The sequence below is a fragment of the Paraburkholderia sp. HC6.4b genome (assembly GCF_014200875.1).
Taxonomy (GTDB): domain Bacteria; phylum Pseudomonadota; class Gammaproteobacteria; order Burkholderiales; family Burkholderiaceae; genus Paraburkholderia; species Paraburkholderia tuberum.
The window spans coordinates 95,843-119,715 of sequence record NZ_JACHDC010000008.1; the positions used below are offsets into that span (position 1 = coordinate 95,843).

Below are 23,873 nucleotides of genomic sequence, written 5' to 3' on the forward strand. Positions count from 1 at the left end.
GGCATGCAATTCGACAAGCGCGCCTGGCTCGAGCGCATCAAACGGATGTTCGTAGGCTTCGACCGTCCGCTCGCACTGATCGTGTTTCTGCTGCTGTGCGTCGGCATCGTCACGCTGTACAGCGCGACGCTCGACATGCCGGGCCGCGTCGAAGACCAGTTGCGCAACATCCTGCTCACCTTCGTGCTGATGTGGGGGCTCGCCAATGTGCCGCCCACTACGCTGATGCGCTTCGCGGTCCCGCTCTACGCGTTCGGGATCGCGCTACTGGTCGCAGTCGCGATGTTCGGCCTTACGCGCAAGGGCGCGAAGCGCTGGATCAACGTCGGCGTGGTGATCCAGCCATCGGAAATCATGAAGATCGCCACACCGCTGATGCTCGCCTGGTACTACCAGCGCCGCGAAGGCGTGATGCGCTGGTACGACTACCTGGTTGGCTTCGTGATCCTCATCGTGCCGGTCGGCCTGATCGCGAAGCAGCCCGACCTCGGCACGGCCGTGCTCGTGTTCGCGGCCGGCCTGTTCGTGATTTACTTCGCGGGGCTGAGCTTCAAGCTGATCATGCCGGTGCTGATCGCGGCCGTGATTGCGGTTGCATCGATCGCGGCGTTCCAGGACAAGATCTGTCAGCCCGAAGTGCAGTGGCCGCTGATGCACGACTACCAGAAGCACCGCATCTGCACGCTGCTCGATCCGACCTCGGACCCGCTCGGCAAAGGCTTCCACACGATTCAAGCGGTGATCGCGATCGGCTCGGGCGGCCCGCTCGGCAAGGGTTGGCTGAAGGGTACGCAGGCGCATCTGGAGTTCATCCCCGAGAAGCACACCGACTTCATCTTCGCGGTGTTTTCGGAAGAGTTCGGTTTGGCAGGCGGAATCGTGCTGCTCACGCTGTACATGCTATTGATCGCGCGCGGGCTCTACATCGCGGCCAACGGCGCGACATTGTTCGGGCGATTATTGGCCGGCTCGTTGACGATGGCGTTCTTCACGTACGCGTTCGTCAATATCGGCATGGTGAGCGGAATTCTGCCGGTGGTCGGCGTGCCGTTGCCGTTCATGAGTTACGGTGGCACCGCGCTGACTACATTGGGCGTCGCGATCGGGCTGATCATGAGCGTCGCGCGACAGAAGCGGTTGATGCAGAGCTAACCCGTAGCTAGCGGCACGCTAGCAAACGACAATGCAAAAAAGGGCGCTCGTTGCGAGCGCCCTTTTTGCTTTTTTGCTGCTTTATTACTGCGGCTTCACTTCCTTCTGATCGCGCAGCTGCGCGCTCAACTGCTGATACTTCAGGCGCGCGGCCGGATCGCCCTGCGCCGCCGCGGCCGCGTAATATGCGCGCGCCACATTCAGATTCCGGTCGACGCCATCGCCGCCACGCTCGTAGAACGAGCCGGTCACGTACTGCGCGGTCATGTCGCCGCCCTGCGCCGCTTTCTTGTACCAGACGAACGCCTGCTTGTTGTCACGCTCGGTACCGCGTCCGTCGAGGAACTGATTCGCGAGCGCGAGCTCCGCCTGCACATGGCCCTGCGCGGCCGCCTTCATGAACCAGCGATGCGCCTCCACCGGATCGCGCCCGACGAACTCGCCATCGTCGTACATCTTGCCGTACACGTATTGCGCGTGCGACATGTTCGCGTCGGCGGCCTTGCGCAGCCACTTCTTGCCTTCGTCGACGTTGACCGGCGTGCCTTCGCCGTTGAGCAGCATCATCGCGTAATTGAACTGGGCGAGGCGGCTGCCGCGCTCGGCGGCCTGGCGGAATTCGCTCAGCGCCGCGCCAAGATTGCCGGCGTTGTAGTCGGCCACCGCGGATTGCGTCTGCGGATCGTTCGCCTTGGCGACGTGATCCTGTGCATACGCGGCGTTCCACGCCCCAGTCGCGAGCAGCGCCACCGCCATGGTCACTTGCGCGGTCACTCGCGTGATCATCCGCCCGGCGCCCCCCTGCACTCTGCCGTTCATGACCTCACCTCCTGTAATGCCTGGCGCGTCGCGCGCAACATCCAGATCACGTCGGCGGCTAGCGCGACGAAGCGAAAACCGGCGTCGCGATGCTGCCGCGCGCTCGCCACGTCCATCGCGAAGATGCCGGCGGCAATGCCGGCTTTGTCCGCCGCGCTGACGATACGCGCCATCGCCGCCTGCACGTCCGCGTGTTTCGCGTCGCCGAGATGACCAAGGCTCGCGGCCAGATCGGCCGGCCCGACGAACAGGCAATCGACGCCCGGCGTCGCCGCGATCTGCTCGACCTCCCGCAAGCCGCGCGCCGATTCGATCTGCACAATCGTCGCGATCTGTGCGTTGGCCGTCTGCACGTAATCACGCCGCATGCCGTAACCGGCCGCGCGCACGACGCCCGCGACGCCGCGCAGGCCGTCGAGCGCCTCGGCGGTCGGATATTGGGTGAGCCGCACGGCGCGTGCCGCGTCTTCAGCGGATTCGATGTTCGGGAACATCAGCGTGCGCGCGCCGGCGTCGAGCACGCGCTTGACGAGCCACGGCTCGCTCGCGGGCACCCGCACCACCGGCTCGCTCGGCAGATGCGCGGCGGCAATCGCGCGCAATTGCGACTCGACGCCGCCGCTATCGTTGGGCGCGTGCTCCATGTCGATCAGCAGCCAGTCGAAGCCGGCGTGCGCGAGTGCTTCCGCGGCGGCCTCGCTGCCGAGCGACAACCACAGCCCGATCAGCGGCGCGTTGTCCTTCAGACGTTGTTTGAGGGAGTTGGTGAAGGTGCTCATCGGCTGGCCTCGTGCAGGTTTGCAATGCGAAGCGGGGCCAGATAGCGGATCAGCCAGGCACCGGGGCGCTGACGGCCTCGTTGCCTGCTGCGACGCGATGCGGTGACCGGCATGTCTCGCTCCGTGTGTTGGTCGGAACGATCATACCGTGACAATAACGCGAGAGTTCGTTCGCGTGGCGGGGCGTGGATTCAGGTGGGAAGCGAGTCGCGGACCACCTCGGCCCAGCAATTCGGCGTCTCGTACAGACGCACTTTGTGCAGGCGCAGGTTCACGCCGTAGTGCGCGTCGTAGACGTTCGCGAGAATGTCGAACGCAATCGCGGCGAGGTTTTCGACGGTCGGAATGCGATCGATCACGACCGTCTTGTGATCCGCCATGCTGTCGAGGAAGCCACGCACCTGCGTGTCGCCTTCGTAGACGAGAAACGCGTGGTCCCACTTGTCGACCAGGTGCTCGTTGGCGAGCGACTTCACGTCGGCGAAGTCCATCACCATGCCGCGATCGGGCGCGCCTTCGGTGTCGACCAGATCGCCTAGCAGCGTGATTTCGAGCACGTAGCGATGGCCATGCAGATTACGGCACTGGCTGCGGTGATCGGGAATGCGGTGGCCCGCGTCGAATTCGAGTTTTCGGGTAATCGTCAGCACGGCAAATCAGGGAATGTTCAGATACTTGTGAGTCTGCATCGACAGGCGCCACTGCGGATGACGTTTGCACCAGTCGATCGCGAGCTTCGTGTTGATGTCGCGCGACGGGCCGTCCATCGGCTGGACGAGGAAATACTCGAAGTCGAGCTTGGCGTAGTCGTCGAGGCGCTGGTTGTCCTGCGGGATCACGACTTTCAGTTCGTTGCCCTTCGTCACGACGAGCGGCGCGTCGGCCTTCGGGCTCACGCAGATCCAGTCGATCGTGTCGAGCACCGGCAGCGAGCCGTTGGTCTCGATCGCGATCTCGAAGCCGGCCGCGTGCAGCGCGTCGACGAGCGGCTGATCGAGCTGCAGCATCGGCTCGCCGCCAGTGCACACGACGAAGCGTTCGCCCTCGCCTTGCGGCCATTGCGACGCGATCATCGCGACCAGTTCGTCGGGGGTGCGGTACTTGCCGCCGTTCTCGCCGTCGGTGCCGACGAAATCGGTGTCGCAGAAACGGCAGACGGCGTCCGCGCGATCCTCTTCGCGGCCGGACCACAGATTGCAGCCCGCGAAACGGCAGAACACGGCCGGCCGCCCGGCATTCGCGCCCTCGCCCTGCAACGTGTAGAAAATTTCCTTGACCGCGTACGTCATGCTGCTTTCTGTCCTGTGTTCCTGAATCAATGATGGTCAATGATGGGCGCTCTCGCGCGAGCCGTCAGACCGGCTCGGTGACTTTTTCGCCGGCGAGATAGGCCTCATAGCCGCGTTTGCGCAACCGGCATGCCGGGCATTCGCCGCAGCCGAAGCCCCATGCGTGCAACTCGGCCCGTTCGCCGACGTAGCAGGTATGCGTCTCGACACGCACCAGTTCCACCAATGCGTCGCCGCCGAGCTCGCGCGCGAGGCGCCACGTGTCGGCCTTGTCGAGCCACATCAGCGGCGTCTCCAGCGCGAAACGCGCGTCCATGCCGAGATTCAGCGCGACCTGCAGCGCCTTCATCGTGTCGTCGCGGCAATCGGGGTAGCCCGAGAAGTCCGTCTCGCACATCCCGCCGACCAGCACCTGCAAACCGCGCCGATACGCGATGGCCGCGGCGATCGTCATGAACATCAGATTGCGGCCCGGCACGAACGTGTTCGGCAACCCATTGGCCATGGCTTCGATTTCGATCTCGCGCGTCATCGCGGTGTCGCTGATCGCGCCGAGCAGCGACAGGTCGATCGTGTGATCGTCGCCGAGACGATCGGCCCACGCCGGAAACGCACGCACGACGGCCTGACGGAATCCTTCGCGGCATTCGAGTTCGACACGATGACGCTGACCATAATCGAAGCCGACCGTTTCGACCGTGTCGTAACGGTCGAGCGCCCACGCAAGACACGTGGCGGAATCCTGGCCGCCGGAAAACAGCACGAGCGCGCTACGCTTAGCGTCTTTGCGGATCACCGTGATACTCCGTGAATGAGAGTGCCACGTCGCGCTGCGCGAGGTGCGCCATGCAAGCAACGCGGCGCGACGTGTGCCGGCACTGTGCCGGCCCAAAGCAGTATAGGTCGCGCGTTGCGCGGGAACGTGGCTGGGCGCTTATACCGCCGATCGTCGGGCGAAGGATTGGGTGCTTCGGTGCGACATGCTCGGCACTGCATTCGCGCGGTGCACGACCGCGTGCGACGCCTGCATGCAAGTCCTTGAACTGGCGCGATTTTATCACGCGACACCGAAGTCGCCGACACCAGCTGTTCCACGCGCGCGGCTTCAACTGCATGGCAAGCCGAAGTGACGACTTGCCCGCCAAACGGAAAAGCCCCAGGGAATCTTGCGATTTCCTGGGGCTGAATCCTGGTGGCCTGGGGCGGAATCGAACCACCGACACGCGGATTTTCAATCCGCTGCTCTACCAACTGAGCTACCGGGCCAACGAAGAACGAAACTATATCAAGCGATCCGCAGTTCAGCAAGCCCTTTCATAAATAATCTGCCGGGCCGCGTTCGCATGCAACACGTGGCGCTCACTCCCCTTTGTTCTTGCCGAGATCGACGCCGAGTTGCTTCAGCTTGCGATAAAGATGCGTGCGCTCGAGACCGGTCTTCTCCGCGACACGCGTCATGCTGCCGTTCTCGCGCGCGAGGTGATATTCGAAGTACGCGCGCTCGAACGCATCGCGCGCATCGCGCAGCGGAATGTCGAACGAGATCGACGCGGTTTGCGCGACGAGCGTGCCGCCGCCGACGCCATCGGACGACAGTATCGGCAACGCGGCCGCCGACGCGACTGACGATGCGCTGACCGGCAACGCCGGCTTCGCAGCCACGCCGCCAGGCACGGCCGCCGCGTTACCACGCGCGAGTCCCTGCTCGACCGCCTTTAATAGCTTCTGCAACGCGATCGGCTTTTCGAGGAAGTTGAGCGCGCCGATCTTGGTGGCCTCGACCGCGGTGTCGATCGTCGCGTGACCGGACATCATGATCACGGGCATCGTCAATTGACCTTGCGCGGCCCATTCCTTGAGCAGCGTCACGCCGTCGGTGTCCGGCATCCAGATGTCGAGCAGCACGAGGTCCGGCGCCTGACGCAGACGGAACTCGCGCGCCTCCTGCGCGTTTTCAGCGGCCTCCACGACGTGTCCCTCGTCGCTGAGGATCTCCGAGAGCAGTTCCCGGATGCCCATTTCATCATCTACCACCAGGATGGTTGCCATTTACGCTGCCCTTGTCTGCACTGTTGCTTTTGTCGTTCCCTGCGACGCGCCGCCGTGCGCCGGATGGGCACCCGAACCAGGTGCACCCGGCTGCGCGGGGTCGTCCGCCAGTTGAAGGAAGAGAATCGAAATCTGCGCGCCTTCGATCACGTCGCCGGCCTTCATGCGATTGCGAATGTCGATGCGCGCGCCATGTTCGTCGACGATCTTCTTGACCATCGCAAGTCCCAGACCCGTACCCTTGGCCTTGGTCGTCACGTACGGCTCGAACGCGCGCGTGAGGATACGCGCGGGGAAGCCTGGTCCGTTGTCCGACACTGTCAGACGGACCGCGACGCGCGCCTTGCCTTGCGCGTCGGGGTCTCCGTATTCTACTGTCCTCGTCTCGAGCAAAACACGCGGATGCGCGACTTCGGCGACCGCGTCCTGCGCGTTCTGCAGCAGGTTGTGGATCACCTGTCGCAACTGCGTCGCGTCGCCGCGTATCGCGGGCAAGGTCGCCAGCTCGACCTGGATCGCGCCCTTGCCTTCTTCGATACCGTACAGCGTGAGCACCTCGCTGACCAGACCATTCAATTGCAGATGCGCGAGTACCGCGGGCGGTGTGCGCGCGTAGTCGCGGAAATCGTCGACCATCTGCTTCATCGCGGCGACCTGATTGACGATCGTCGTCGCGCCGCGCTTCAGCACGTCCGCATCCGACGGCGCGAGCTTGTCGGCGAGCTTCATCTGCAATCGTTCGGCCGACAGTTGAATCGGCGTGAGCGGATTCTTGATCTCGTGCGCGAGGCGCCGCGCGACTTCGCCCCATGCGATCGAACGCTGCGCGGAGATCACGTCGGAGATGTCGTCGAACACGATCACGTAGCCCGCGGTCTGCATGCCCTCAGCGTCGCGCTCGTTCGCCGCGACGAGGCGCGCGCCGCGCACGAGCAGCGTGAGCGGCTCGGTTTCGCCGGGCACCGGCACCGAGAACTGCTGCTGCCAATGGCCGTTGTCGTCATGGCCGTCTTCACTCGCCGCTTCGCGATCGGCGAATGCCTTGCGCACCATCGCGCCGAATTCGCCGAGCACGCCGATCTGATCGAGCGACGAGCCGAGCACCGTCTGGAACGGCTGACGGAAAATCCGCTCGGCGCCTCGATTCGCGGTGGTCAGCCGGAATTGCCGGTCGAACACGAACACACCCGCGGTCAGGTTCGCGAGGATGCTCTCGAGATACGCCTTCGAATGCTCGAGCGCGATACGATTTTTCTCGACCGCCCCGCGCGCTTCCGACAACTGCCGCGTCATCGCATTGAACGACTGCGTGAGGAAACCGAGTTCGTCGCGCGACTTGATCTCGCGCTTTGGCGTGTAGTCGCCCTCGGTGATTTCCTTCGTGCCCTGCGCGAGCAGGAATAGCGGCCGCGCGAGCTGATTGCCGAGCGCCAGCGCGAGCATCATCGCGATGAAAGTCGCGAGAAACAGCGACAGGGTCAGCGTGCCGATGTACATCTTGCGCAAGCCGGTGCGGCCGAGCGCCTTCTCCTGATACTCGCGATACGCGCGCTGCACCGAGTCGGCATTGCGCGCGAGTGTCGTCGAGACCGGCTGCGTCAGTTGCAGGAAGCGCTCGGCGGGCTGCAATAGCGACGCGTTCGCATCGGGAATACGCTGCACCACGCGCAGACGCAGCGCTCCCTTGCCGCCGTGCGCATTCGGATCGCCGTCCACTTCGCCTTCGATCGCCGCATAGCCATGGCCACGCGCCTGCTCGATCATCAGCGGTGTCGGCAGATCGTTCGGCAGCAGCATCGCGTAGTTGCCGGACGCCTGCGCGACCACGTGCATGTCCGGCGTCGCGCCAGACATGCTGCGGGTCGGCTCGACGATCGTCGCGTCCTGCACACCGAACTGGTCGCGCAAACGCAGCAGCGTCAACGTGGTGCCGGCCGCATCCGCGCTCGCGAGCTGCTCGGACATCAGACGCGCCTTCGTCTGCAGATCGGACAGCGACGCGTCGAGCATGCCGCGCCCGAGGTTGAGGCCGGACGCGAGCGCGGTTTCGACGTTCACGTCGAACCACGACTCGATGCTGCGCGACACGAACTGATACGACACGATGTAGATGATGCCGCCCGGCACCACACCGACCAGCGCCATGAAGAACGCGAGCTTCGCGAGCAGCCGTGTGCCGAATTTGCCCGTGCGTAATCGCACGATGATGATGACGACGAGCGTCGCCACCACCAGCAGAAAGATCAACGCGACCGCGACGTTGGCCGCATACAGCCACTGGTAATAGCGGTCGAAGAATTCGGTGTTCGCGCTGGCGGCGGCCAGCAACACGAGCAGCAACACGGCCGTCACCGCGACCGTCGACACGAGCACGCGCACGACGATGCTGCTGACACTGGTGGAAGATGAGCGCACTTTATTTAGCACGATCGGCGGCCGTGAAAGTGAAGCGCTTCCAATCGGAGGCGAGGTTCCAGTCGCGGTTGTTCACCGCGTCGATCTGGAACGGCTTGGGCATCAGCCCGATGTCGAGTTGCATGCGCACGGACGCGTTATAGGTTTCGCCGACCCGCACCTGATTGCGGTCGATCACGTGCCACGACGTCACGTGCTTGATCACCGCGAGCGCATCGTTGAGCGTGGAAAAGCCGAGCTGCAAGCCGCCCGACTGCACGCTCGACACGCGATATTCGCGCGTGAGTGGCTGGAACGACAGCCGCAAACTTTGCGACACGCTGACCGGCTGCTCGTCGAACCAGTACCAGCGCGGCCGGCTCAGTTCGAAATCGGTCGTGAAATAAAGCGGAATGCCTTTGTTGACCGCGTCTTCGAGATTGCTGTTCAGCTGGAATTCGAAATGCGCGTCGAGACTCCAGCCGCCGTTGTCGGCCTGCAGCGACGCCCGCTGCACCGCTATCGAGTCAGCGTGCGCCGCGCCCGGCGCTGCAAGCCAGACGGCCAGCGCGATCCAGAGCACGGCAGCGAGCCGAAGCGGGAAGAAGCGTTTTATGGTCACCGTTTCTGAAAGCGCGCGTAGAAAAATCCGTCGTGGTCTGAGTTCGTGCCGGCGCTGAATTCAGCGGGTCGTCCAGCATGAGAACCGGCCGATGGGTCGGCGGGCGCGCGGGCAACTGAGGGTAAAAGCTGCCCCGGCGCGTCCAATCGTACCGCATCCTGGTGCTGGTTTCCAAACCACTGTGCCTGCAACTCGCCCTCTTCGGGGAAGATCGAACAGGTGACGTAAAGCATCTCGCCGCCCGGTTTCACGAGCGGCCACAGCGCGTCGAGAATGCGGCGCTGTTCGGCGACGAGCGCGGCGATATCGGACTGACGACGCAGCCAGCGAATATCCGGATGACGCCGCACGATGCCCGACGCCGAGCACGGCACGTCGGCGAGGATGCGGTCGAACGGCTGGTCGAGGTCGTCGTGCCACTGCGCGGGGTTGCCCGCGTCGCCGATGCGCACTTCCGCTTCGAGCTTCAGACGCCGCAGGTTTTCGCCGATGCGGCGCGCGCGAGACGCATCGCTTTCGAGCGCAACCACTTGAATGTTGGCGAGCTCGAGCAGATGCCCGGTCTTGCCGCCAGGGGCCGCGCATGCGTCGAGCACGCGCATGCCGTCGCGCACGCCGAGCAATTGCGCGGCGAGTTGCGCCCCTGCGTCCTGCACGGACACGACACCTTCGCTGAAGCCCGGAATGCGCTCGACCGGCATTGGCGTCGCGAGCGTGACCGCGTACTCGCCAGCCTTGCTTGCGGCGATCTGCTGGCGTTGCAGCACTTGCAGATAGGCGTCGACCGTCGAATGACGCGCGTTCACGCGCAACGTCAGCGGACCTTGCGTGTTGCCGGCGGCCAGCACCGATTGCCACGCCTCGGGCCATGCGCGCTTCACCGCGTCGATCCACCAGGCCGGATAGTTCCAGCGCGCTACTTCATCGGCTTGCACCGAGGCGAGCAACGTGTCGCGCTCGCGCAAGAAGTTGCGCAGCACCGCGTTGACGAGCCCCTTCGCGAACGCGAACTCGCGACGCGCGCCAATCACCCTGACCGCCTGGTCGACGACCGTGAACGGCGTGTAGGCGGCGCTCGCTTCGTCGTCGACGAGCAGCGCGAGCGCGCACGCGAGCACATGCGCGACGTGCGGCGGAGGCGCCTTCTTCACCAGCTTCGCGATCAGCCACTCGGCGGTTGCGAGACGGCGCATCGTGCGATAGGCGATATCCTGCACCGCGCCGCGCGCCGCTGCGGCGTTGTCCTCGGGCACCGCCACGAAAACGCTTTGCAGCGCCGCGGGCAAGGCCGCGCCGAGACGCACGGCGCCGACGGCCTGGGCCGCGCAATCGAGTGCGAACCCGAGCGATTCGGGCGACAGTTGCAGCGTCGACAAACGGGATTCGCGCGAATGCGCCGACGAGGAAGCAGAACGCGAAGAAGGCTTTGGAGTCATGAAGGGAGCAAGGGCAAGCCGCACGGTGCGCGCGGCGCAATCAGCGCACATTGTAGCGTGGCGCCGGTGGGGCGCTGCCATGCGTGGGTGGTGGCCGCAGACGCTGTCGCGCAGTGGCGACGAACGGTGCGAAAAAAAGCGGGCCTCGCGGGCCCGCTCTTCAGTACTTCAGGCTCGACGCGCCGAGCGACGCGGCGCCTCAGTCGAAGCGCCCGGTGCGCGCCATTTCCATCAAACGCGCGATGCGTTCCTCGGTCGCCGGGTGCGTCGAGAACAGACTCGCGATACCGCCGCCCGACAGCGGATTCATGATCATCATCTGCGCGGTGGCCGGATGCGCCTCGGCCGTCGGGAACGGAATGCCGCTCGCATAGCGATGGATCTTGTCGAGCGCCGACGCCAGTGCCTGCGGGTCGCCCGAAATCTGCGCGCCGCCCCGGTCGGCTTCGAATTCGCGCGCACGCGAAATCGCCATCTGGATCAACGCACCCGCAATCGGCGCGAGCAGCGCAACCGCGATGCTCGCGATCGGGTTCGCGGGACGGCCGTTTTCGTCGCGGCCGCCGAAGAACATCGCGAAGTTCGCCAACGCGGAAATCGCGCCGGCCATGGTCGCCGAAATCGTCGAGATCAGAATGTCGCGATGCTTCACGTGCGCGAGTTCGTGCGCCATTACGCCGCGCATTTCGCGCTCGGACAGTACGCGCAGAATGCCGGTGGTCGCCGCGACTGCCGCGTGCTCCGGGTTGCGGCCGGTGGCGAACGCGTTCGGCGCGTCTTCGTTGATCAGGTAGACGCGCGGCATCGGCAGGTTCGCGCGCGTGGCGAGATCGCGCACCATCCGATAGAACTGCGGCGCGCTGTTTTCGTCGACTTCCTGCGCGTTGTACATGCGCAGGACCATCTTGTCGGAGAACCAGTACGAGAAGAAATTCATCCCAAGGGCGATCACGAGCGCGACCATCATGCCGCGCGACCCGCCGATCATCCCGCCGATCACGATGAAAAGGGCCGTAATCGCGGCCATCAACATCGCGGTTTTCACCCAGTTAAACATGTCTGCAACTCCTTGCCCCGAGCGTGGCCTTCATCTCCGTGCCGCGCGATTGCGGCGCCAGACTGTAAGCGAAATGTTAGATATGGGCGATGCGGGAAAATTCAATCATCGCGCGGCGCTCGCGAGTTTGATGCCCAGGCCGACGAACGCGCTGCCGACGCCGCGATCGAGCCAGCGCTTGACCACCGGTTTGCCCGAGAAACGCTGCGTGACGCTTCCCGCGATCCACGCGACGAAGCTGTTCCAGACCATGCTCATCAGCACGAAGACCGCGCCGAGCGTGAGAAACGCGAAGGTCTTGTGTTCGCTGCCCGTCGTGACGAATTGCGGGAAGAACGACACGAAGAACAGCACGACTTTCGGGTTCAGAACGTTGGTCCAGAAGCCTTGCAGGAACAACTGCCGCAGCGACTTCGGCGTGGACGACGCGCGCGCGTCGCCGACCGGCGCATCCGCGGCCGGTTTCGTGAAGATCAGGCGCACCCCCAGATAGATCAGATAAATCGCGCCGACGAATTTGACGATGGTGAACGCCGTCGCCGACGCGGCCAGCAGCGCGGTCAGTCCAAACGCGCAGGCAAGCGAGTGAATGCAACAGCCCGCCGAAATGCCGAGCGCCGACATCAGCCCCGCGCCGCGGCCCTGGGCGACGCTGCGCCCGACGATATAAGCGGTATCCGGCCCCGGCGTGATGTTCAGGAGAAAAACCGCGACGATGAAAAACTCGAAATGGACGATGCCGAACATGTGATGCACCCTCGAAAACCTGGTCTGCTGCATGGAGGATTCTAACGCGCGTCGCGCTCGCGGCGGGCGCGGAGAACACCGGCCGAATGGACGATGCTCCGGCGTGCGAGACGCGCTTATTGCGCCTCGGGAAGCTGGAAGCGCTGGCCTGCGGCGAGCGGCGAGCCAGCAAGGAATTCGCGCACCGGCAGGCGCTTGCCGCCGGGCTTCTGCAATTGCGTCAGACGCAGTGCACCTTCGCCGCAAGCGACCAGCACGCCGTCGGGCGCAACCTCGACGATGGTGCCTGGCGCCTTGTTGCTGCCCGACGCCGGCGAGGCCACGGCGGTGGCGGCCCAGATCTTGACGGTGCTGCCGTCGTCGAGCGTGCCGGCGCCGCCGGGGAACGGGTCGAACGCGCGCACCTGACGCGCAAGCGCCTCGGCCGGCCGGCGCCAGTCGAGCGCCGCTTCGTGCTTGGCGATTTTCTCGGCGTAGGTCACGCCGTCGGCCGGTTGCGGGATCGACGTCAGCTTGCCGCTGCGCTCGAGCTCGATCAGTGCGTCGACGATCAGTTGCGCGCCGTCCCCGGCGAGGCGGTCGTGCAGCGTGGCGGTGGTGTCGTCGGCGGAGATGGGGGTGCGTACTTCGGAAATCATCGCGCCGGTGTCGAGTCCAGCGTCCATCTGCATCAGCGTGATGCCGGTTTGCGCGTCGCCCGCCTCGATCGCGCGATGAATCGGCGCCGCGCCGCGCCAGCGTGGCAGCAGCGACGCGTGGATGTTGATGCAGCCGAAGCGCGGAATGTCGAGCACTTCCTGCGGCAGGATCAGCCCGTAGGCGGCGACAACCATCACGTCGTGCGGCGTCGCGCGCAGTTGCTCGACGCCGGCGGCGGCTTCCTGTGGATATTTGCCAGCGCGGCGCAGCGACGTGGGCTGCGCAACCGCAAGGCCGTGCTCCTGCGCGTAGCGCTTGACCGGACTCGCCTGCAGCTTCATGCCGCGACCCGCCGGCCGGTCCGGCTGCGTCAAGACGAGCGGCACGGCAAACCCGGCGCCATGAATCGCGGCCAGCGCGGCCGCGGCGAATTCCGGTGTGCCGGCAAAGATGACGCGCAACGAATGACTCATGAATGGGGCGATAGGCAAGTTGAAAGCGCGTTACATCGCGTGGGCGAGCTTCTTCATCTTGCTCTTGATGCGCGTTTGCTTCAGCGGCGACAGATACTCGACGAACACGTGGCCCATCAGGTGATCCATTTCGTGCTGAATGCACACGGCGAGCAGCCCCTCGCAATCGAGCTCGAACGTTTCGCCCTTCTCGTTGAGCGCACGCACGCGCACTTTCTCGGCACGCTCGACGTTGTCGTAGATCCCGGGCACCGACAGGCAGCCCTCTTCCGACAACTTCCTCTCATCGCTCGACCAGACGATTTCCGGATTGATGAACGCGAGCAGTTCGTCGTGCGTTTCCGACACGTCGATCACGATCACGCGTTCGTGCACGTCCACTTGGGTGGCGGCGAGGCCGACGCCGGGCGCCGCGTACATCGTTTCGGCCATGTCCGCGACGAGACGGCGGATACGGTCGTTGACCTCCGGGACTGGCTTCGCCACCTTGTGCAGCCGTTTGTCCGGGTAATTGAGGATGCTCAGTAAAGCCATGATTTCGAGTGTGATTTGAGACGCCGCCAACCGTTGGCGGCTCGCGTTGGCCATTTGGCCAGGTTGTGAGCCTGTCGTAATACGCAGAGGATAGATGATGTCGAACCGGTTCGATTCAACGCGCCTCGTGCGCCCGACGACGAACCCGCGCCGGTAAGCGCGGCGCCGCGATTATTCGCGGCTCATTGCCGTTTTATTTCCGCGTTTTTATTTCGGATGATGAAAATTTTAGCATGGCGCCCGCCTGCCCGCAGGCCCCGCCAGAGGAGCGACCCGCATGCAGACCTTGCCCGCGACCCGTATCGAACTTGCCGCCTGGCTGCGGTTGTCACTTGCGCCGGGCCTAAAACCCGCGGCGTTGCGCCTGTTGCTGGGCGCATTCGGGCTGCCGCAGGCGCTGTTGGCGCAGTCGCCGGAGACGCTCGTGGAGGTCGCCGGTGACGCCGCGGCGCGCGCGGTGCTGGCGCCGCCGGGTCCAGCGTTCGACGGCCAGCTCGATGCGGTGCTCGCATGGCGCGAGCAGCCGGGCAACCAGATCGTCACGCTCGACGATCCCGCCTATCCGCCCGCGCTGCTGACGATCCCCGATCCGCCACCGCTCCTATATATAAAGGGCCGGCTTGATTTGCTGCATACGCGCGCGGTCGCGCTGGTCGGCAGCCGCAGCGCGACGCCGCAGGGCATCGAGGATGCGCGGCGGTTCGCGCGAGAACTGTCGGCGGCGGGCGTGACGGTCGTATCGGGGCTCGCACTCGGCATCGACGGCGCCGCGCATCGGGGCGGGTTGGAAGGTGCCGGCGGAACGGTCGCGGTGGTCGGCACCGGCGCGGACCTCGTCTATCCCGCCGCGCATCAAGCGCTCGCGCGGCAGATCGCCGCGCAGGGTGCGATTCTCTCGGAGTGGCCGCTCGGCACGCCGGCACGCGCCGCCAACTTCCCACAGCGCAACCGGCTGATCGCTGGGCTGGTCAGCGGAGTCGTGATCGTCGAGGCGGCTATGCGTTCCGGTTCGCTCATTACCGCGCGGCTTGCCAATGAGATGGGGCGCGACGTGTTCGCGTTGCCCGGATCGATTTACGCGCCGTTGTCGCGCGGCTGTCATCGGATGATCAAGCAGGGAGCGCGGCTCGTGGAAACGCCTGACGAGGTGCTGGAGGAGCTCGGTTTTGCCCGGCGGCCGGCGGGCGATGCGAGACGCTCGGCGAAGCGGGCCGTGCCGCTGGAGCATGCGGGTTTGCACGTTTCGTCGGGTGGGACCGCTTTGCCCGCTACGACCGCAGCCTTCGCCGACTCACCGGCGTCCGGGCCGGCCCCGCAGCCGGCGCTCGCCCCTGACGCACAGCGTCTGCTCGCCGCGCTCGGCCATTCGCCGACCACGCTTGAAATTCTCGCCGCCCGTACCGAGATGGAGAACGCCGCCCTGCACGCCGCCTTGCTCCGGCTCGAACTCGCCGGCGAGGTCACGCTGCTGCCCGGCGGCCGCTTCATGCGAGCCCATCATGACTGAGCCGAGACTGACCGGCGTCAATGCAGATTGGCAACTTTTCGCGACCGGCCATGCTACATTCGCGCCAAAGCACCCGACAAAACACACAAGGAAATCACTTCATGCCCGCGCTGAACCTCGACACCGACCAGGACCGGATCGCCGAGCGCGTCAACGAACCCGACACGCTGTTCGTTGCATGCCTGTGCGCGGAGTGGTGCGGAACGTGTCGCGAGTACCGGGACTCCTTCAACCAACTGGCCGAGCGGCACCCGGAAGTCTGTTTCGCATGGATCGACATCGAAACTCATGCGGATCGGTTCGACGATCTGGACGTCGAGAATTTCCCGACCGTCCTGATCGAAGACTCGGTGACGACACGGTTTTTCGGTACGGTTTTGCCACAGGTGTCGATCGTCGAGCGGATGCTGTCGGATCTGACCGCGCTGCCCGGCGTAACCGGAGCGCCGAAGCTCCGACCGGCGCTGGCGGTCGCCTGAAGGCGGCCTCGCGCGCCGCCCGGTCAAACGGAAAGCCTCGCGACGAGCGGCTTGCGGCACAGGCCCCCGCCGATCATTTGGGACGGCATCGCGGCTGGCATCGCTGTCCGCACGCGGCGTTTGCCGCAGTTGATCAACCGCCGGACGCGCAATTATGATGACGCGCTTTTTATGGCACTTGACCCGTTGGGTTCGCACCTTGTGCTATAAAGCGGTCGTTATTGGATCGAAAGAGGTCTCAAGCGAGCGTCTCGCGCCATGTTGGCCCTCAAGGCCACCAACCCGGATCTACCAACCTCACATCGAGTCATGTCCAAAGCACTGATCATCGCCGAAAAGCCTTCTGTCGCGAACGACATCGCGCGCGCTTTGGGCGGCTTTACCAAGCATGACGAGTACTACGAAAGCGACGACTACGTCCTTTCATCGGCAGTGGGCCACCTGCTGGAAATCGCCGCGCCCGACGACTACGAAGTCAAGCGCGGCAAGTGGAGCTTTGCCAATCTGCCCGTCATTCCTCCGCATTTCGATCTGAATCCGATCGCGAAGAGCGAGTCGCGCCTGAAGGTGCTGACCAGGCTGATGAAGCGCAAGGACATCGACCGTCTGATCAACGCATGCGACGCGGGGCGCGAGGGCGAACTGATTTTCCGCCTGATCGCGCAGCACGCGAAAGCCAAACAGCCGGTGCAACGGCTGTGGCTGCAGTCGATGACGGCCGGCTCGATCCGCGACGGTTTCGCGCGTCTGCGCAGCGACGAAGAGATGCAGCCGCTCGCCGACGCGGCGCGCTGCCGCTCGGAGGCGGACTGGCTCGTCGGCATCAACGGCACGCGCGCGATGACCGCGTTCAACAGCAAGGGCGGCGGCTTTTTCCTGACCACGGTCGGGCGCGTGCAGACGCCGACGCTTTCGATCGTCGTCGAGCGCGAAGAGAAGATTCGACGCTTCGTGCCGCGCGACTACTGGGAAGTGAAGGCGGAGTTCGTCTGCGCGGGCGGCTTCTACGAAGGCCGCTGGTTCGATCCGAAATTCAAGCGCGACGAGTTCGATCCGGAGAAGCGCGATTCGCGCCTCTGGGCGTTGCCAGCGGCAGAGACGATTGTCGCGGCTTGCCGCGGCCAGCTCGGCACGGTGACCGAGGAGTCGAAACCGTCGACGCAGCTGTCGCCCGCGCTCTTCGACCTGACCAGTCTGCAGCGAGAAGCCAACGGCCGCTTCGGCTTTTCGGCGAAGAACACGCTGGGTCTCGCTCAGGCGCTGTACGAAAAGCACAAGGTACTGACCTATCCGCGAACCGACGCGCGCGCGTTGCCCGAAGACTATCTGGACACGGTCAAGCAGACGCTCGGCATGCTCAAGGAGAGCAACAACTACCTGCCGTTCGCGAAGCAGGTGCTCGACAAGGGCTGGGTGAAACCGAACAAGCGCATCTTCGACAACTCGAAGATCAGCGACCACTTCGCAATCATCCCGACGCTGCAGGCGCCGAAGAATCTGTCCGAGCCGGAGCAGAAGCTCTACGACCTCGTCGTGAAGCGCTTCCTCGCCGTGTTCTTCCCTGCCGCCGAATCCCGAGTGACGACGCGTATCACCGAGGTGGTCGGCCATCACTTCAAGACTGAGGGCAAGGTGCTCGTCGAGCCGGGTTGGCTGCAGATCTACGGCCGTGAAACCAGCGGCGATGACGCGAACCTCGTGCCGGTGCAGAAGGACGAAAAGGTCAAGACCGACAAGATCGCCGCGCAGCAACTGATCACGAAGCCGCCCGCACGCTACAACGAAGCGACGCTGCTGTCGGCGATGGAAGGTGCGGGAAAACTGGTCGAAGACGACGAATTGCGCGAAGCGATGGCGGCCAAGGGGCTCGGCACGCCGGCAACGCGCGCGGCGATCATCGAAGGTCTGCTCACCGAAAAGTACCTGATCCGCGAAGGACGTGATCTGATTCCGACCGCCAAGGCCTTCCAGCTGATGACGCTGCTACGCGGCCTCGGCGTGAAGGAGCTGACTGCGCCGGAGCTAACCGGCGAATGGGAATACAAGCTGTCGCAGATGGAGCGCGGCAACCTGCCACGCGACGCGTTCATGCAGGAAATCGCGCGCATGACGCAGACTATCGTCAAGCGCGCGAAGGAATACGATTCCGACACGATCCCGGGCGATTACGCGACATTGCAGACACCTTGCCCGCATTGCGGTGGCCAGGTGAAGGAAAACTACCGGCGTTTCGCGTGCTCGAAGTGCGAGTTCTCGATCTCGAAGATTCCGGGCGGCCGTCAGTTCGAGATCGCCGAAGTCGAAGAACTGCTGCAGAACAAGACGATCGGGCCGCTGTCGGGCTTCCGCAGCAAGATGGGGCGGCCGTTCTCGGCGATCCTGAAACTGTCGCTCGACGACGAGATCAAGAATTACAAGCTCGAGTTCGACTTCGGCCAGGACGCGGCCGGCGAAGACGGCGAGCCGCCCGACTTCTCCGATCAGCAGCCGGTCGGCGCGTGTCCGAAGTGCCAAGGCCGCGTTTTCGAGCATGGCATGAGCTACGTCTGCGAAAACTCGGTGGCGAATCCGAAGTCGTGCGACTTCCGTTCCGGCAAGGTGATCCTGCAGCAGGAAATCGCCCGCGAGCAGATGGCCAAACTGCTCGAGGAGGGTCGCACCGATCTGCTGACGAACTTCAAGTCGTCGCGTACCGGCCGTAACTTCAAAGCTTTCCTTGTCAAGCAGAACGACGGCAAGATCGGCTTCGAATTCGAGAAGAAGGAGCCGGCGGCGGCGAAGACCGCAGCGGCGAAGACTTCGGGTGCTCGTTCCGCGGCCAAGGCGATGCCGGAAGCGGACGAAGGTGATACCGCGGTGGCCGTGAAGGCCGAGCCGGCGGAAAAGAAGGTGGCGGCGAAGAAGGCGCCCGCCGCCAAGACCGCGGCGGCCAGGAAGGCACCGGCGAAAAAGACCGCGGCGCGAAAAACCGGCTAGTAGGGCGAGATTCGGATCGGCGGCTCGCGGTGGTAGCAGGAATAGCTACATTAGCCACCGCAGTCGGCGATCCGTGCACAGCCCGCGGCGTAGTCCGCATCTGTCCATGAAAAAAGGCGCAGTCACTTGAGGTGACTGCGCCTTTTTAATGCCGGCCCGCATCGCTGCGGGCTTCGACATTCAGAGATTTACAGCGGCGATAACGCCGTCGGGCGTGGACTGCGATTGGACGACTTCGTCATCGGCTTCGGCACGGCCGGCGACAGCTCGCTATCGAGAAGCCGCGACAGCGGCTCGGCGCCATCGAACGCTTCCGGTGCGCGCGACTCGGCAGTCTCGAACGCGGCCGAGGTCGCCGGACGCTCCAGGCCGTCCTTGATCCACTGCTCGCCGAGCACGCTGTTCGGCGTCTGGTTGAAGTGCTCGACCAGATGGTCGATGAACGTGCGCACCTTGGCCGGCAGGTGACGGCGGCTTGGGTACGCAATATTGATCTCGACCTGCGGCAAACGGTAATCGCCGAGCAAACGCACGAGCCGGCCGCGCGTCATGTCGCGACCGATCAGATAGCTCGGCAGAATCGCGGTGCCCATGCCGAGCAGCGCAAACTGTCTCAGCATCTCCGTGTTGTTCGCGACGATCACGTTCGACGGCCGCACGCGCACTTCGCCTTCCGGCCCCGTAAACACGCGTTCATCGCCCCAGTATTCGGATGGCAGGCTCAGGCACGGGTGCTCGAGCAGATGTTCGGGACGCGTCGGCATGCCATGCTTTTCCAGATAAGCCGGCGTCGCGCAGACGGTCATGCAGCCCGTGGTCAGACGCCGCGTAACGATACTCGCGCTGCGCATTTGCCGCGCGATCACGACGCCGACGTCGAAGCCCTCCTCGACGAGGTCCACCTGACGATCGACCAGCGTGACGTCGGGAATGACTTTTGGATAGCGCTCCGCGTACGTTTGCAGCACGGGCGCGAGGTTATGCAGCCCGAACACGACGGGCGCGACGATGCGTAGCGTGCCGACGGGTTCGTGATTGCGAGCGACCACCATCTGTTCGACGTCTTCCAGTTCGTCGAGAATCTGACGGGCGCGCTCGAGGTAGACCTGACCGGATTCGGTCAGCGACAAGCTGCGGGTCGTGCGATTGAGCAGCCGCGTACCAAGACGGCCCTCGAGGTCGGCAACGTGACGGGTGGCGACCGCGTTGGAAATATCCATGGCGCTCGCGGCGCGGGCAAAACTGCCGAGATCCGCCACCTTGACGAAAACTCGCATCGACTGCAAATGATCCATATGACAACTCCCTGCCTTGTTACTGCTTCCTGACAATTGGTGAAAACCAGTGAAGCGAACTTGGAATTCTCCTACGACTCGCAAAATCGTGCAGAAGTTGCCCGCAAAATAGGAAATATTGTCAATTTTGGTACGACTGTGTCGATAAAACCGGGGTCTGACCAGCGATTATTCCCAAATCAAAAACAATCTGCTGCGCTGCATCTTGCTCTGTCTTTTTTGTTCGAACAGACGCAACGGTCGTTCGGCCGTTGCGGAACTCGAAAAAACGGAAGTAAACCGGGCGCCCAACGAAAAAACCGCCCGAGGGCGGCTTTTTATGCTGAGTGAGCACTCACATAATCACGCTGTAAGTTTTTCCTCGAGCGCGCGCTTCGCCTCAGTCAGTGCCGGCGGCAGACCGTGTTGCAGCGTGTCAAACAGCTTCGCGTGCAACACGAGCTCGTCGCGCCATGCAGCGTCATCGACGGAAATCACCTGCTCGAACTGCTCGCGGCTGAAGTTCAGCCCGCTCCAGTCGATGTCCTCATAGTGCGGCGAAATGCCGAACGCATGCTCTTCGCCCTGCGCGGTGCCTTCGATGCGGCCGACCATCCAGCTCAGCACGCGCATGTTCTCGCCGAAGCCAGGCCACACGAACTTGCCGTCCGCGCCCTTGCGGAACCAGTTCACGCAGAAGATTTTCGGCAGCTTCGCGCTCAACTGCTGCAGACGCTCGCCGGTCTTCAGCCAATGAGTGAAATAGTCGCTCATGTTGTAGCCGCAGAACGGCAGCATCGCGAACGGATCGCGGCGCACCACGCCCTGTTGTCCAGCCGCCGCGGCGGTGGTTTCAGAGCCCATCGTCGCCGCCATGTAGACGCCCTCGACCCAGTTGCGCGCTTCAGTGACGAGCGGCACGGTGGTCGAGCGGCGGCCACCGAAGATGAATGCGTCGATTGCGACACCGGCCGGGTTTTCCCAGTCCGCGTCGATCGACGGGCACTGCGAAGCCGGCGCCGTGAAGCGCGCGTTCGGATGCGCCGCCTTGCGGCCGGTTTCCTTTGCCTCGGCCGGCGTCCAGTCCTTGCCCTGCCAGTCGATCAGATGCGCCGGCGGCTCGTCGGTCATGCCCTCCCACCAGACGTCGCCGTCGTCGGTCAGCGCGACGTTCGTGAAGATCACGTTTTCCTTCAACGTGGCGAGCGCATTGTAGTTGGTCTTTTCGCTCGTGCCCGGCGCAACGCCGAAGTAGCCGGCTTCCGGATTGATCGCGTACAGGCGGCCGTCCTTGCCCGGCTTGATCCACGCGATGTCGTCGCCGATCGTCGAGATTTTCCAGCCGTTCAGGCCCGCCGGCGGGATCAGCATCGCAAAGTTGGTCTTGCCGCACGCCGACGGAAACGCCGCCGCCACGTGATGCTTGCGCCCGTCCGGCGAGGTGACGCCGAGAATCAGCATGTGTTCGGCGAGCCAGCCCTCGTCGCGGCCCATCGTCGATGCGATGCGCAGCGCGAAGCACTTCTTGCCGAGCAGCGCATTGCCGCCATAGCCCGAGCCAAAGCTCCAGATTTCGCGCGATTCGGGGAAATGCACGATGTACTTGGTCTTGTTGCAAGGCCACGACACGTCCTGCTCGCCCGCCGCGAGCGGCGCGCCGACCGAATGCACGCATGGCACGAACTCGCCGTCCTCGCCGAGCACGTCATACACCTTGCGGCCCATGCGCGTCATGATGCGCATATTGGTCGCGACGTACGGGCTGTCGCTCAACTCGACGCCGATATGCGCGATCGGCGAGCCGAGCGGGCCCATCGAGAACGGCACCACGTACATCGTGCGGCCGCGCATCGCGCCATCGAACAGGCCGTCGAGCGTCGAGCGCATTTCGGCCGGGGCGATCCAGTTGTTGGTGGGGCCGGCGTCCTCGGCGCGCTGCGAGCAGATGAAGGTGCGATCCTCGACGCGCGCGACGTCGGACGGATCGGACCAGGCGAGATAGGAATTGGGACGCTTGGCGGGGTTGAGTTTCTTCAGCGTTCCGGCTTCGACCATCTGCGCGCACAGGCGGTCATATTCTTCCTGCGAGCCGTCGCACCAGACCACTTTTTCAGGCTTGGTCAGCGCGGCGATGCGCTGGACCCAGTCGATCAGCTTGCGGTGTTTGATCCATGTGGGCGCCTCGATAGTGGGCTGGCCTTCGAACGAGGGATGATTCATCGACTTGTCTCCGTTTGAAGCAATAGAAAAACGGTACAAGCCCGGGGACGCTGCATGCGAGAGGCATTGAATTCATCGCGCCGACGTGTCAATTTTCCACTGGCGGCGCATGATCGCGCAGATCGTCCTGGGCCACACAGCTTGCCAGGCGGAGGCGCGCTTCCTACAAGGCTTCTGCAACCTTGTGTAAAGCGGCTTGCCTCAACACGCAACAAACTGCTAAAAACGTTCTCAATTCGCCCTCACGTAGCGTTGCCGTTCGTTTGTGTGCGACAGCTTCTACGGTAGGACATCTAGCCAGACCAACGTGTGAGCTAAGTCACATGATGGGACAGTCAGCATAACATTCGGTTCGCACCAACGAGGTGCGCCGCAAATTACATACCATGAAGATTGCCATCCTCGACGATTACCAGGACGCCGTTCGCAAGCTCGACTGCTTTCAATTGCTGGCCGACCAGGAAGTCAAAGTATTCAACAATACCGTGCGCGGTCTCGGACAACTTGCGAGCCGTCTTGCGGAAGTCGACGCCCTCGTTCTGATTCGCGAGCGTACCCGCATCACGTCGCAACTACTCGACAAGCTGCCGCGTTTGCGCATGATCAGTCAGACTGGCAAAGTGTCGAGCCACATCGATCTAGCGGCCTGTACCGAGCGCGGCATTGCCGTGCTCGAGGGCAGCGGTTCGCCGGTCGCGCCGGCCGAACTGACGTGGGCACTCATCATGGCCGCCCAACGGCGTATTCCGCAATACGTGGCAAACCTTAAACAGGGCGCCTGGCAGCAGTCGGGGCTGAAGACGTCGGCGCTGCCGCCGAACTTCGGTTTGGGGCAAGTGCTGCGCGGACAGACGCTAGGGATCTGGGGCTACGGCAAGATCGGCCGACTGCTCGCTGGCTACGGCAAGGCGTTCGGCATGAACGTGCTGATCTGGGGCCGCGAGCACTCGCGCGAAGCCGCTCGCGCCGATGGCTACAGCGTCGCGGCGAGTCGTGAGGAACTGTTCGAGACCAGCGATGTGCTGTCCCTGCATCTGCGTCTGCACGACGACACGCGTGGCATCGTCAAGCAGGACGATTTGATGCGCATGAAACCGACCGCGCTGCTCGTGAACACGAGCCGCGCCGAGCTGCTCGAAGAGAGTGCGCTCGTGAACGCGCTGTCGCACAACCGTCCGGGGATGGTCGCGATCGACGTCTACGAAAGCGAGCCGATCCTGCAAGGCTATAGCCTGCTGCGCATGGAGAACGTGATCTGCACGCCGCACATCGGCTACGTGGAGCGCGAGAGCTACGAGCTGTATTTTTCGGCGGCGTTCAACAACATCCTCGCGTTCGATGCCGGCGATACCGCCAGTGTCGCGAATCCGGAGGCGTTGCAGGGCGGGCGTCGGCGGTGATTGGTGGGCGAGGCGGCCGGCGGATCA

The 23,873-nt window shown here is 64.0% G+C and carries 21 protein-coding genes and 1 tRNA gene; 6 read left to right on the forward strand and 16 right to left on the reverse strand.

The window, feature by feature from the left end; all coding sequences use genetic code 11:
• The first annotated feature begins 3 nt into the window (after window positions 1-3).
• Complete coding sequence (rodA, locus tag HDG34_RS14100; RefSeq protein WP_184060903.1) at window positions 4-1,152, forward strand: rod shape-determining protein RodA; 1,149 nt, start codon at window positions 4-6, stop codon at window positions 1,150-1,152.
• Between the two features lie 84 nt (window positions 1,153-1,236).
• Here the strand turns inward: rodA and HDG34_RS14105 are convergent, their stop codons facing one another.
• From HDG34_RS14105 to def, 14 genes are all read right to left on the reverse strand, one after another.
• Window positions 1,237-1,971 (reverse strand): tetratricopeptide repeat protein, encoded by a 735-nt coding sequence (locus HDG34_RS14105; protein ID WP_184060904.1) that lies wholly within the window; start codon window positions 1,969-1,971, stop codon window positions 1,237-1,239.
• On the reverse strand, window positions 1,968-2,750 hold the full coding sequence (locus HDG34_RS14110; RefSeq protein ID WP_090802233.1) for an HpcH/HpaI aldolase/citrate lyase family protein: 783 nt from the start codon (window positions 2,748-2,750) through the stop codon (window positions 1,968-1,970). Before HDG34_RS14110 ends, HDG34_RS14105 begins: the two co-directional genes overlap by 4 nt.
• Window positions 2,751-2,941: 191 nt before the next feature.
• Window positions 2,942-3,397, reverse strand: coding sequence for a 6-carboxytetrahydropterin synthase QueD (gene queD / locus HDG34_RS14115; RefSeq protein WP_184061034.1), 456 nt, complete (start codon window positions 3,395-3,397; stop codon window positions 2,942-2,944).
• A gap of 9 nt (window positions 3,398-3,406) precedes the next feature.
• Window positions 3,407-4,039 carry a 7-carboxy-7-deazaguanine synthase gene (queE, locus tag HDG34_RS14120; protein WP_184060905.1) on the reverse strand — a complete coding sequence of 211 codons (633 nt, stop codon included), beginning with the start codon at window positions 4,037-4,039 and terminating at the stop codon, window positions 3,407-3,409.
• 64 nt (window positions 4,040-4,103) lie between these two features.
• The gene (gene queC / locus HDG34_RS14125; protein ID WP_184060906.1) at window positions 4,104-4,835 is read right to left on the reverse strand and encodes a 7-cyano-7-deazaguanine synthase QueC; all 732 of its coding nucleotides are present in this window, start codon (window positions 4,833-4,835) and stop codon (window positions 4,104-4,106) included.
• A 394-nt stretch (window positions 4,836-5,229) separates the two neighbouring features.
• A tRNA-Phe gene (locus HDG34_RS14130) sits at window positions 5,230-5,305 on the reverse strand.
• A 93-nt stretch (window positions 5,306-5,398) separates the two neighbouring features.
• Complete coding sequence (gene esaR, locus HDG34_RS14135; RefSeq protein ID WP_184051110.1) at window positions 5,399-6,088, reverse strand: response regulator transcription factor EsaR; 690 nt, start codon at window positions 6,086-6,088, stop codon at window positions 5,399-5,401.
• Window positions 6,089-8,515: a PAS domain-containing sensor histidine kinase gene (locus HDG34_RS14140; protein WP_184060907.1), complete on the reverse strand. Its 2,427-nt coding sequence runs from the start codon at window positions 8,513-8,515 to the stop codon at window positions 6,089-6,091.
• A complete protein-coding gene (locus HDG34_RS14145) occupies window positions 8,505-9,104 on the reverse strand; it encodes a DUF4390 domain-containing protein (RefSeq protein WP_184025788.1) in 600 nt (199 codons plus the stop codon). The genes HDG34_RS14140 and HDG34_RS14145 overlap by 11 nt, the downstream gene beginning before the upstream one ends.
• Window positions 9,101-10,540, reverse strand: a complete 1,440-nt coding sequence (gene rsmB / locus HDG34_RS14150; RefSeq protein ID WP_184060908.1) for a 16S rRNA (cytosine(967)-C(5))-methyltransferase RsmB — start codon at window positions 10,538-10,540, stop codon at window positions 9,101-9,103. The genes HDG34_RS14145 and rsmB overlap by 4 nt, the downstream gene beginning before the upstream one ends.
• A gap of 199 nt (window positions 10,541-10,739) precedes the next feature.
• Entirely contained in the window at window positions 10,740-11,597 is an 858-nt protein-coding gene (gene htpX, locus HDG34_RS14155) for a zinc metalloprotease HtpX (protein ID WP_018418965.1), read from the reverse strand.
• Between the two features lie 105 nt (window positions 11,598-11,702).
• Window positions 11,703-12,344, reverse strand: a complete 642-nt coding sequence (locus tag HDG34_RS14160; RefSeq protein WP_184060909.1) for a LysE family translocator — start codon at window positions 12,342-12,344, stop codon at window positions 11,703-11,705.
• Between the two features lie 116 nt (window positions 12,345-12,460).
• The gene (gene fmt, locus HDG34_RS14165) at window positions 12,461-13,456 is read right to left on the reverse strand and encodes a methionyl-tRNA formyltransferase (protein ID WP_184060910.1); all 996 of its coding nucleotides are present in this window, start codon (window positions 13,454-13,456) and stop codon (window positions 12,461-12,463) included.
• Window positions 13,457-13,486: 30 nt separating this feature from the next.
• Window positions 13,487-13,990, reverse strand: a complete 504-nt coding sequence (gene def, locus HDG34_RS14170; RefSeq protein ID WP_090805503.1) for a peptide deformylase — start codon at window positions 13,988-13,990, stop codon at window positions 13,487-13,489.
• 277 nt (window positions 13,991-14,267) lie between these two features.
• On the opposite strand from def, the gene dprA reads away from it, so the two are divergent.
• From dprA to HDG34_RS14185, 3 genes are all read left to right on the forward strand, one after another.
• The gene (gene dprA, locus HDG34_RS14175) at window positions 14,268-15,497 is read left to right on the forward strand and encodes a DNA-processing protein DprA (protein WP_184060911.1); all 1,230 of its coding nucleotides are present in this window, start codon (window positions 14,268-14,270) and stop codon (window positions 15,495-15,497) included.
• A 101-nt stretch (window positions 15,498-15,598) separates the two neighbouring features.
• Window positions 15,599-15,976, forward strand: a complete 378-nt coding sequence (locus HDG34_RS14180; protein ID WP_018418960.1) for a thioredoxin family protein — start codon at window positions 15,599-15,601, stop codon at window positions 15,974-15,976.
• 309 nt (window positions 15,977-16,285) lie between these two features.
• Window positions 16,286-18,952: a DNA topoisomerase III gene (locus HDG34_RS14185; protein ID WP_184060912.1), complete on the forward strand. Its 2,667-nt coding sequence runs from the start codon at window positions 16,286-16,288 to the stop codon at window positions 18,950-18,952.
• 188 nt (window positions 18,953-19,140) lie between these two features.
• Here the strand turns inward: HDG34_RS14185 and HDG34_RS14190 are convergent, their stop codons facing one another.
• Window positions 19,141-20,247 carry a LysR family transcriptional regulator gene (locus tag HDG34_RS14190; RefSeq protein ID WP_090802249.1) on the reverse strand — a complete coding sequence of 369 codons (1,107 nt, stop codon included), beginning with the start codon at window positions 20,245-20,247 and terminating at the stop codon, window positions 19,141-19,143.
• A 60-nt stretch (window positions 20,248-20,307) separates the two neighbouring features.
• Here HDG34_RS14190 and HDG34_RS14195 point away from each other — a divergent pair, with 60 nt between their 5' ends.
• Complete coding sequence (locus tag HDG34_RS14195) at window positions 20,308-20,577, forward strand: hypothetical protein (RefSeq protein WP_184146061.1); 270 nt, start codon at window positions 20,308-20,310, stop codon at window positions 20,575-20,577.
• Window positions 20,578-20,589: 12 nt separating this feature from the next.
• Here HDG34_RS14195 and HDG34_RS14200 read toward each other — a convergent pair whose 3' ends face one another.
• Window positions 20,590-22,446, reverse strand: coding sequence for a phosphoenolpyruvate carboxykinase (GTP) (locus HDG34_RS14200; protein ID WP_184060914.1), 1,857 nt, complete (start codon window positions 22,444-22,446; stop codon window positions 20,590-20,592).
• 386 nt (window positions 22,447-22,832) lie between these two features.
• On the opposite strand from HDG34_RS14200, the gene HDG34_RS14205 reads away from it, so the two are divergent.
• Window positions 22,833-23,846, forward strand: a complete 1,014-nt coding sequence (locus tag HDG34_RS14205) for a D-2-hydroxyacid dehydrogenase family protein (RefSeq protein ID WP_184025762.1) — start codon at window positions 22,833-22,835, stop codon at window positions 23,844-23,846.
• Window positions 23,847-23,873 lie beyond the last annotated feature (27 nt).

Coding starts and splice junctions, on each gene's coding strand:
- HDG34_RS14160 (WP_184060909.1), bottom strand. CDS start 12,344: ATGTTCGGCATCGTCCATTTCGAGTTTTTCATCGTCGCGGTTTTTCTC.
- dprA (WP_184060911.1), top strand. CDS start 14,268: ATGCAGACCTTGCCCGCGACCCGTATCGAACTTGCCGCCTGGCTGCGG.
- HDG34_RS14180 (WP_018418960.1), top strand. CDS start 15,599: ATGCCCGCGCTGAACCTCGACACCGACCAGGACCGGATCGCCGAGCGC.
- def (WP_090805503.1), bottom strand. CDS start 13,990: ATGGCTTTACTGAGCATCCTCAATTACCCGGACAAACGGCTGCACAAG.
- HDG34_RS14110 (WP_090802233.1), bottom strand. CDS start 2,750: ATGAGCACCTTCACCAACTCCCTCAAACAACGTCTGAAGGACAACGCG.
- rodA (WP_184060903.1), top strand. CDS start 4: ATGCAATTCGACAAGCGCGCCTGGCTCGAGCGCATCAAACGGATGTTC.
- rsmB (WP_184060908.1), bottom strand. CDS start 10,540: ATGACTCCAAAGCCTTCTTCGCGTTCTGCTTCCTCGTCGGCGCATTCG.
- queE (WP_184060905.1), bottom strand. CDS start 4,039: ATGACGTACGCGGTCAAGGAAATTTTCTACACGTTGCAGGGCGAGGGC.
- fmt (WP_184060910.1), bottom strand. CDS start 13,456: ATGAGTCATTCGTTGCGCGTCATCTTTGCCGGCACACCGGAATTCGCC.
- htpX (WP_018418965.1), bottom strand. CDS start 11,597: ATGTTTAACTGGGTGAAAACCGCGATGTTGATGGCCGCGATTACGGCC.
- esaR (WP_184051110.1), bottom strand. CDS start 6,088: ATGGCAACCATCCTGGTGGTAGATGATGAAATGGGCATCCGGGAACTG.
- HDG34_RS14185 (WP_184060912.1), top strand. CDS start 16,286: ATGTCCAAAGCACTGATCATCGCCGAAAAGCCTTCTGTCGCGAACGAC.
- HDG34_RS14205 (WP_184025762.1), top strand. CDS start 22,833: ATGAAGATTGCCATCCTCGACGATTACCAGGACGCCGTTCGCAAGCTC.
- HDG34_RS14190 (WP_090802249.1), bottom strand. CDS start 20,247: ATGGATCATTTGCAGTCGATGCGAGTTTTCGTCAAGGTGGCGGATCTC.
- HDG34_RS14105 (WP_184060904.1), bottom strand. CDS start 1,971: ATGAACGGCAGAGTGCAGGGGGGCGCCGGGCGGATGATCACGCGAGTG.
- HDG34_RS14200 (WP_184060914.1), bottom strand. CDS start 22,446: ATGAATCATCCCTCGTTCGAAGGCCAGCCCACTATCGAGGCGCCCACA.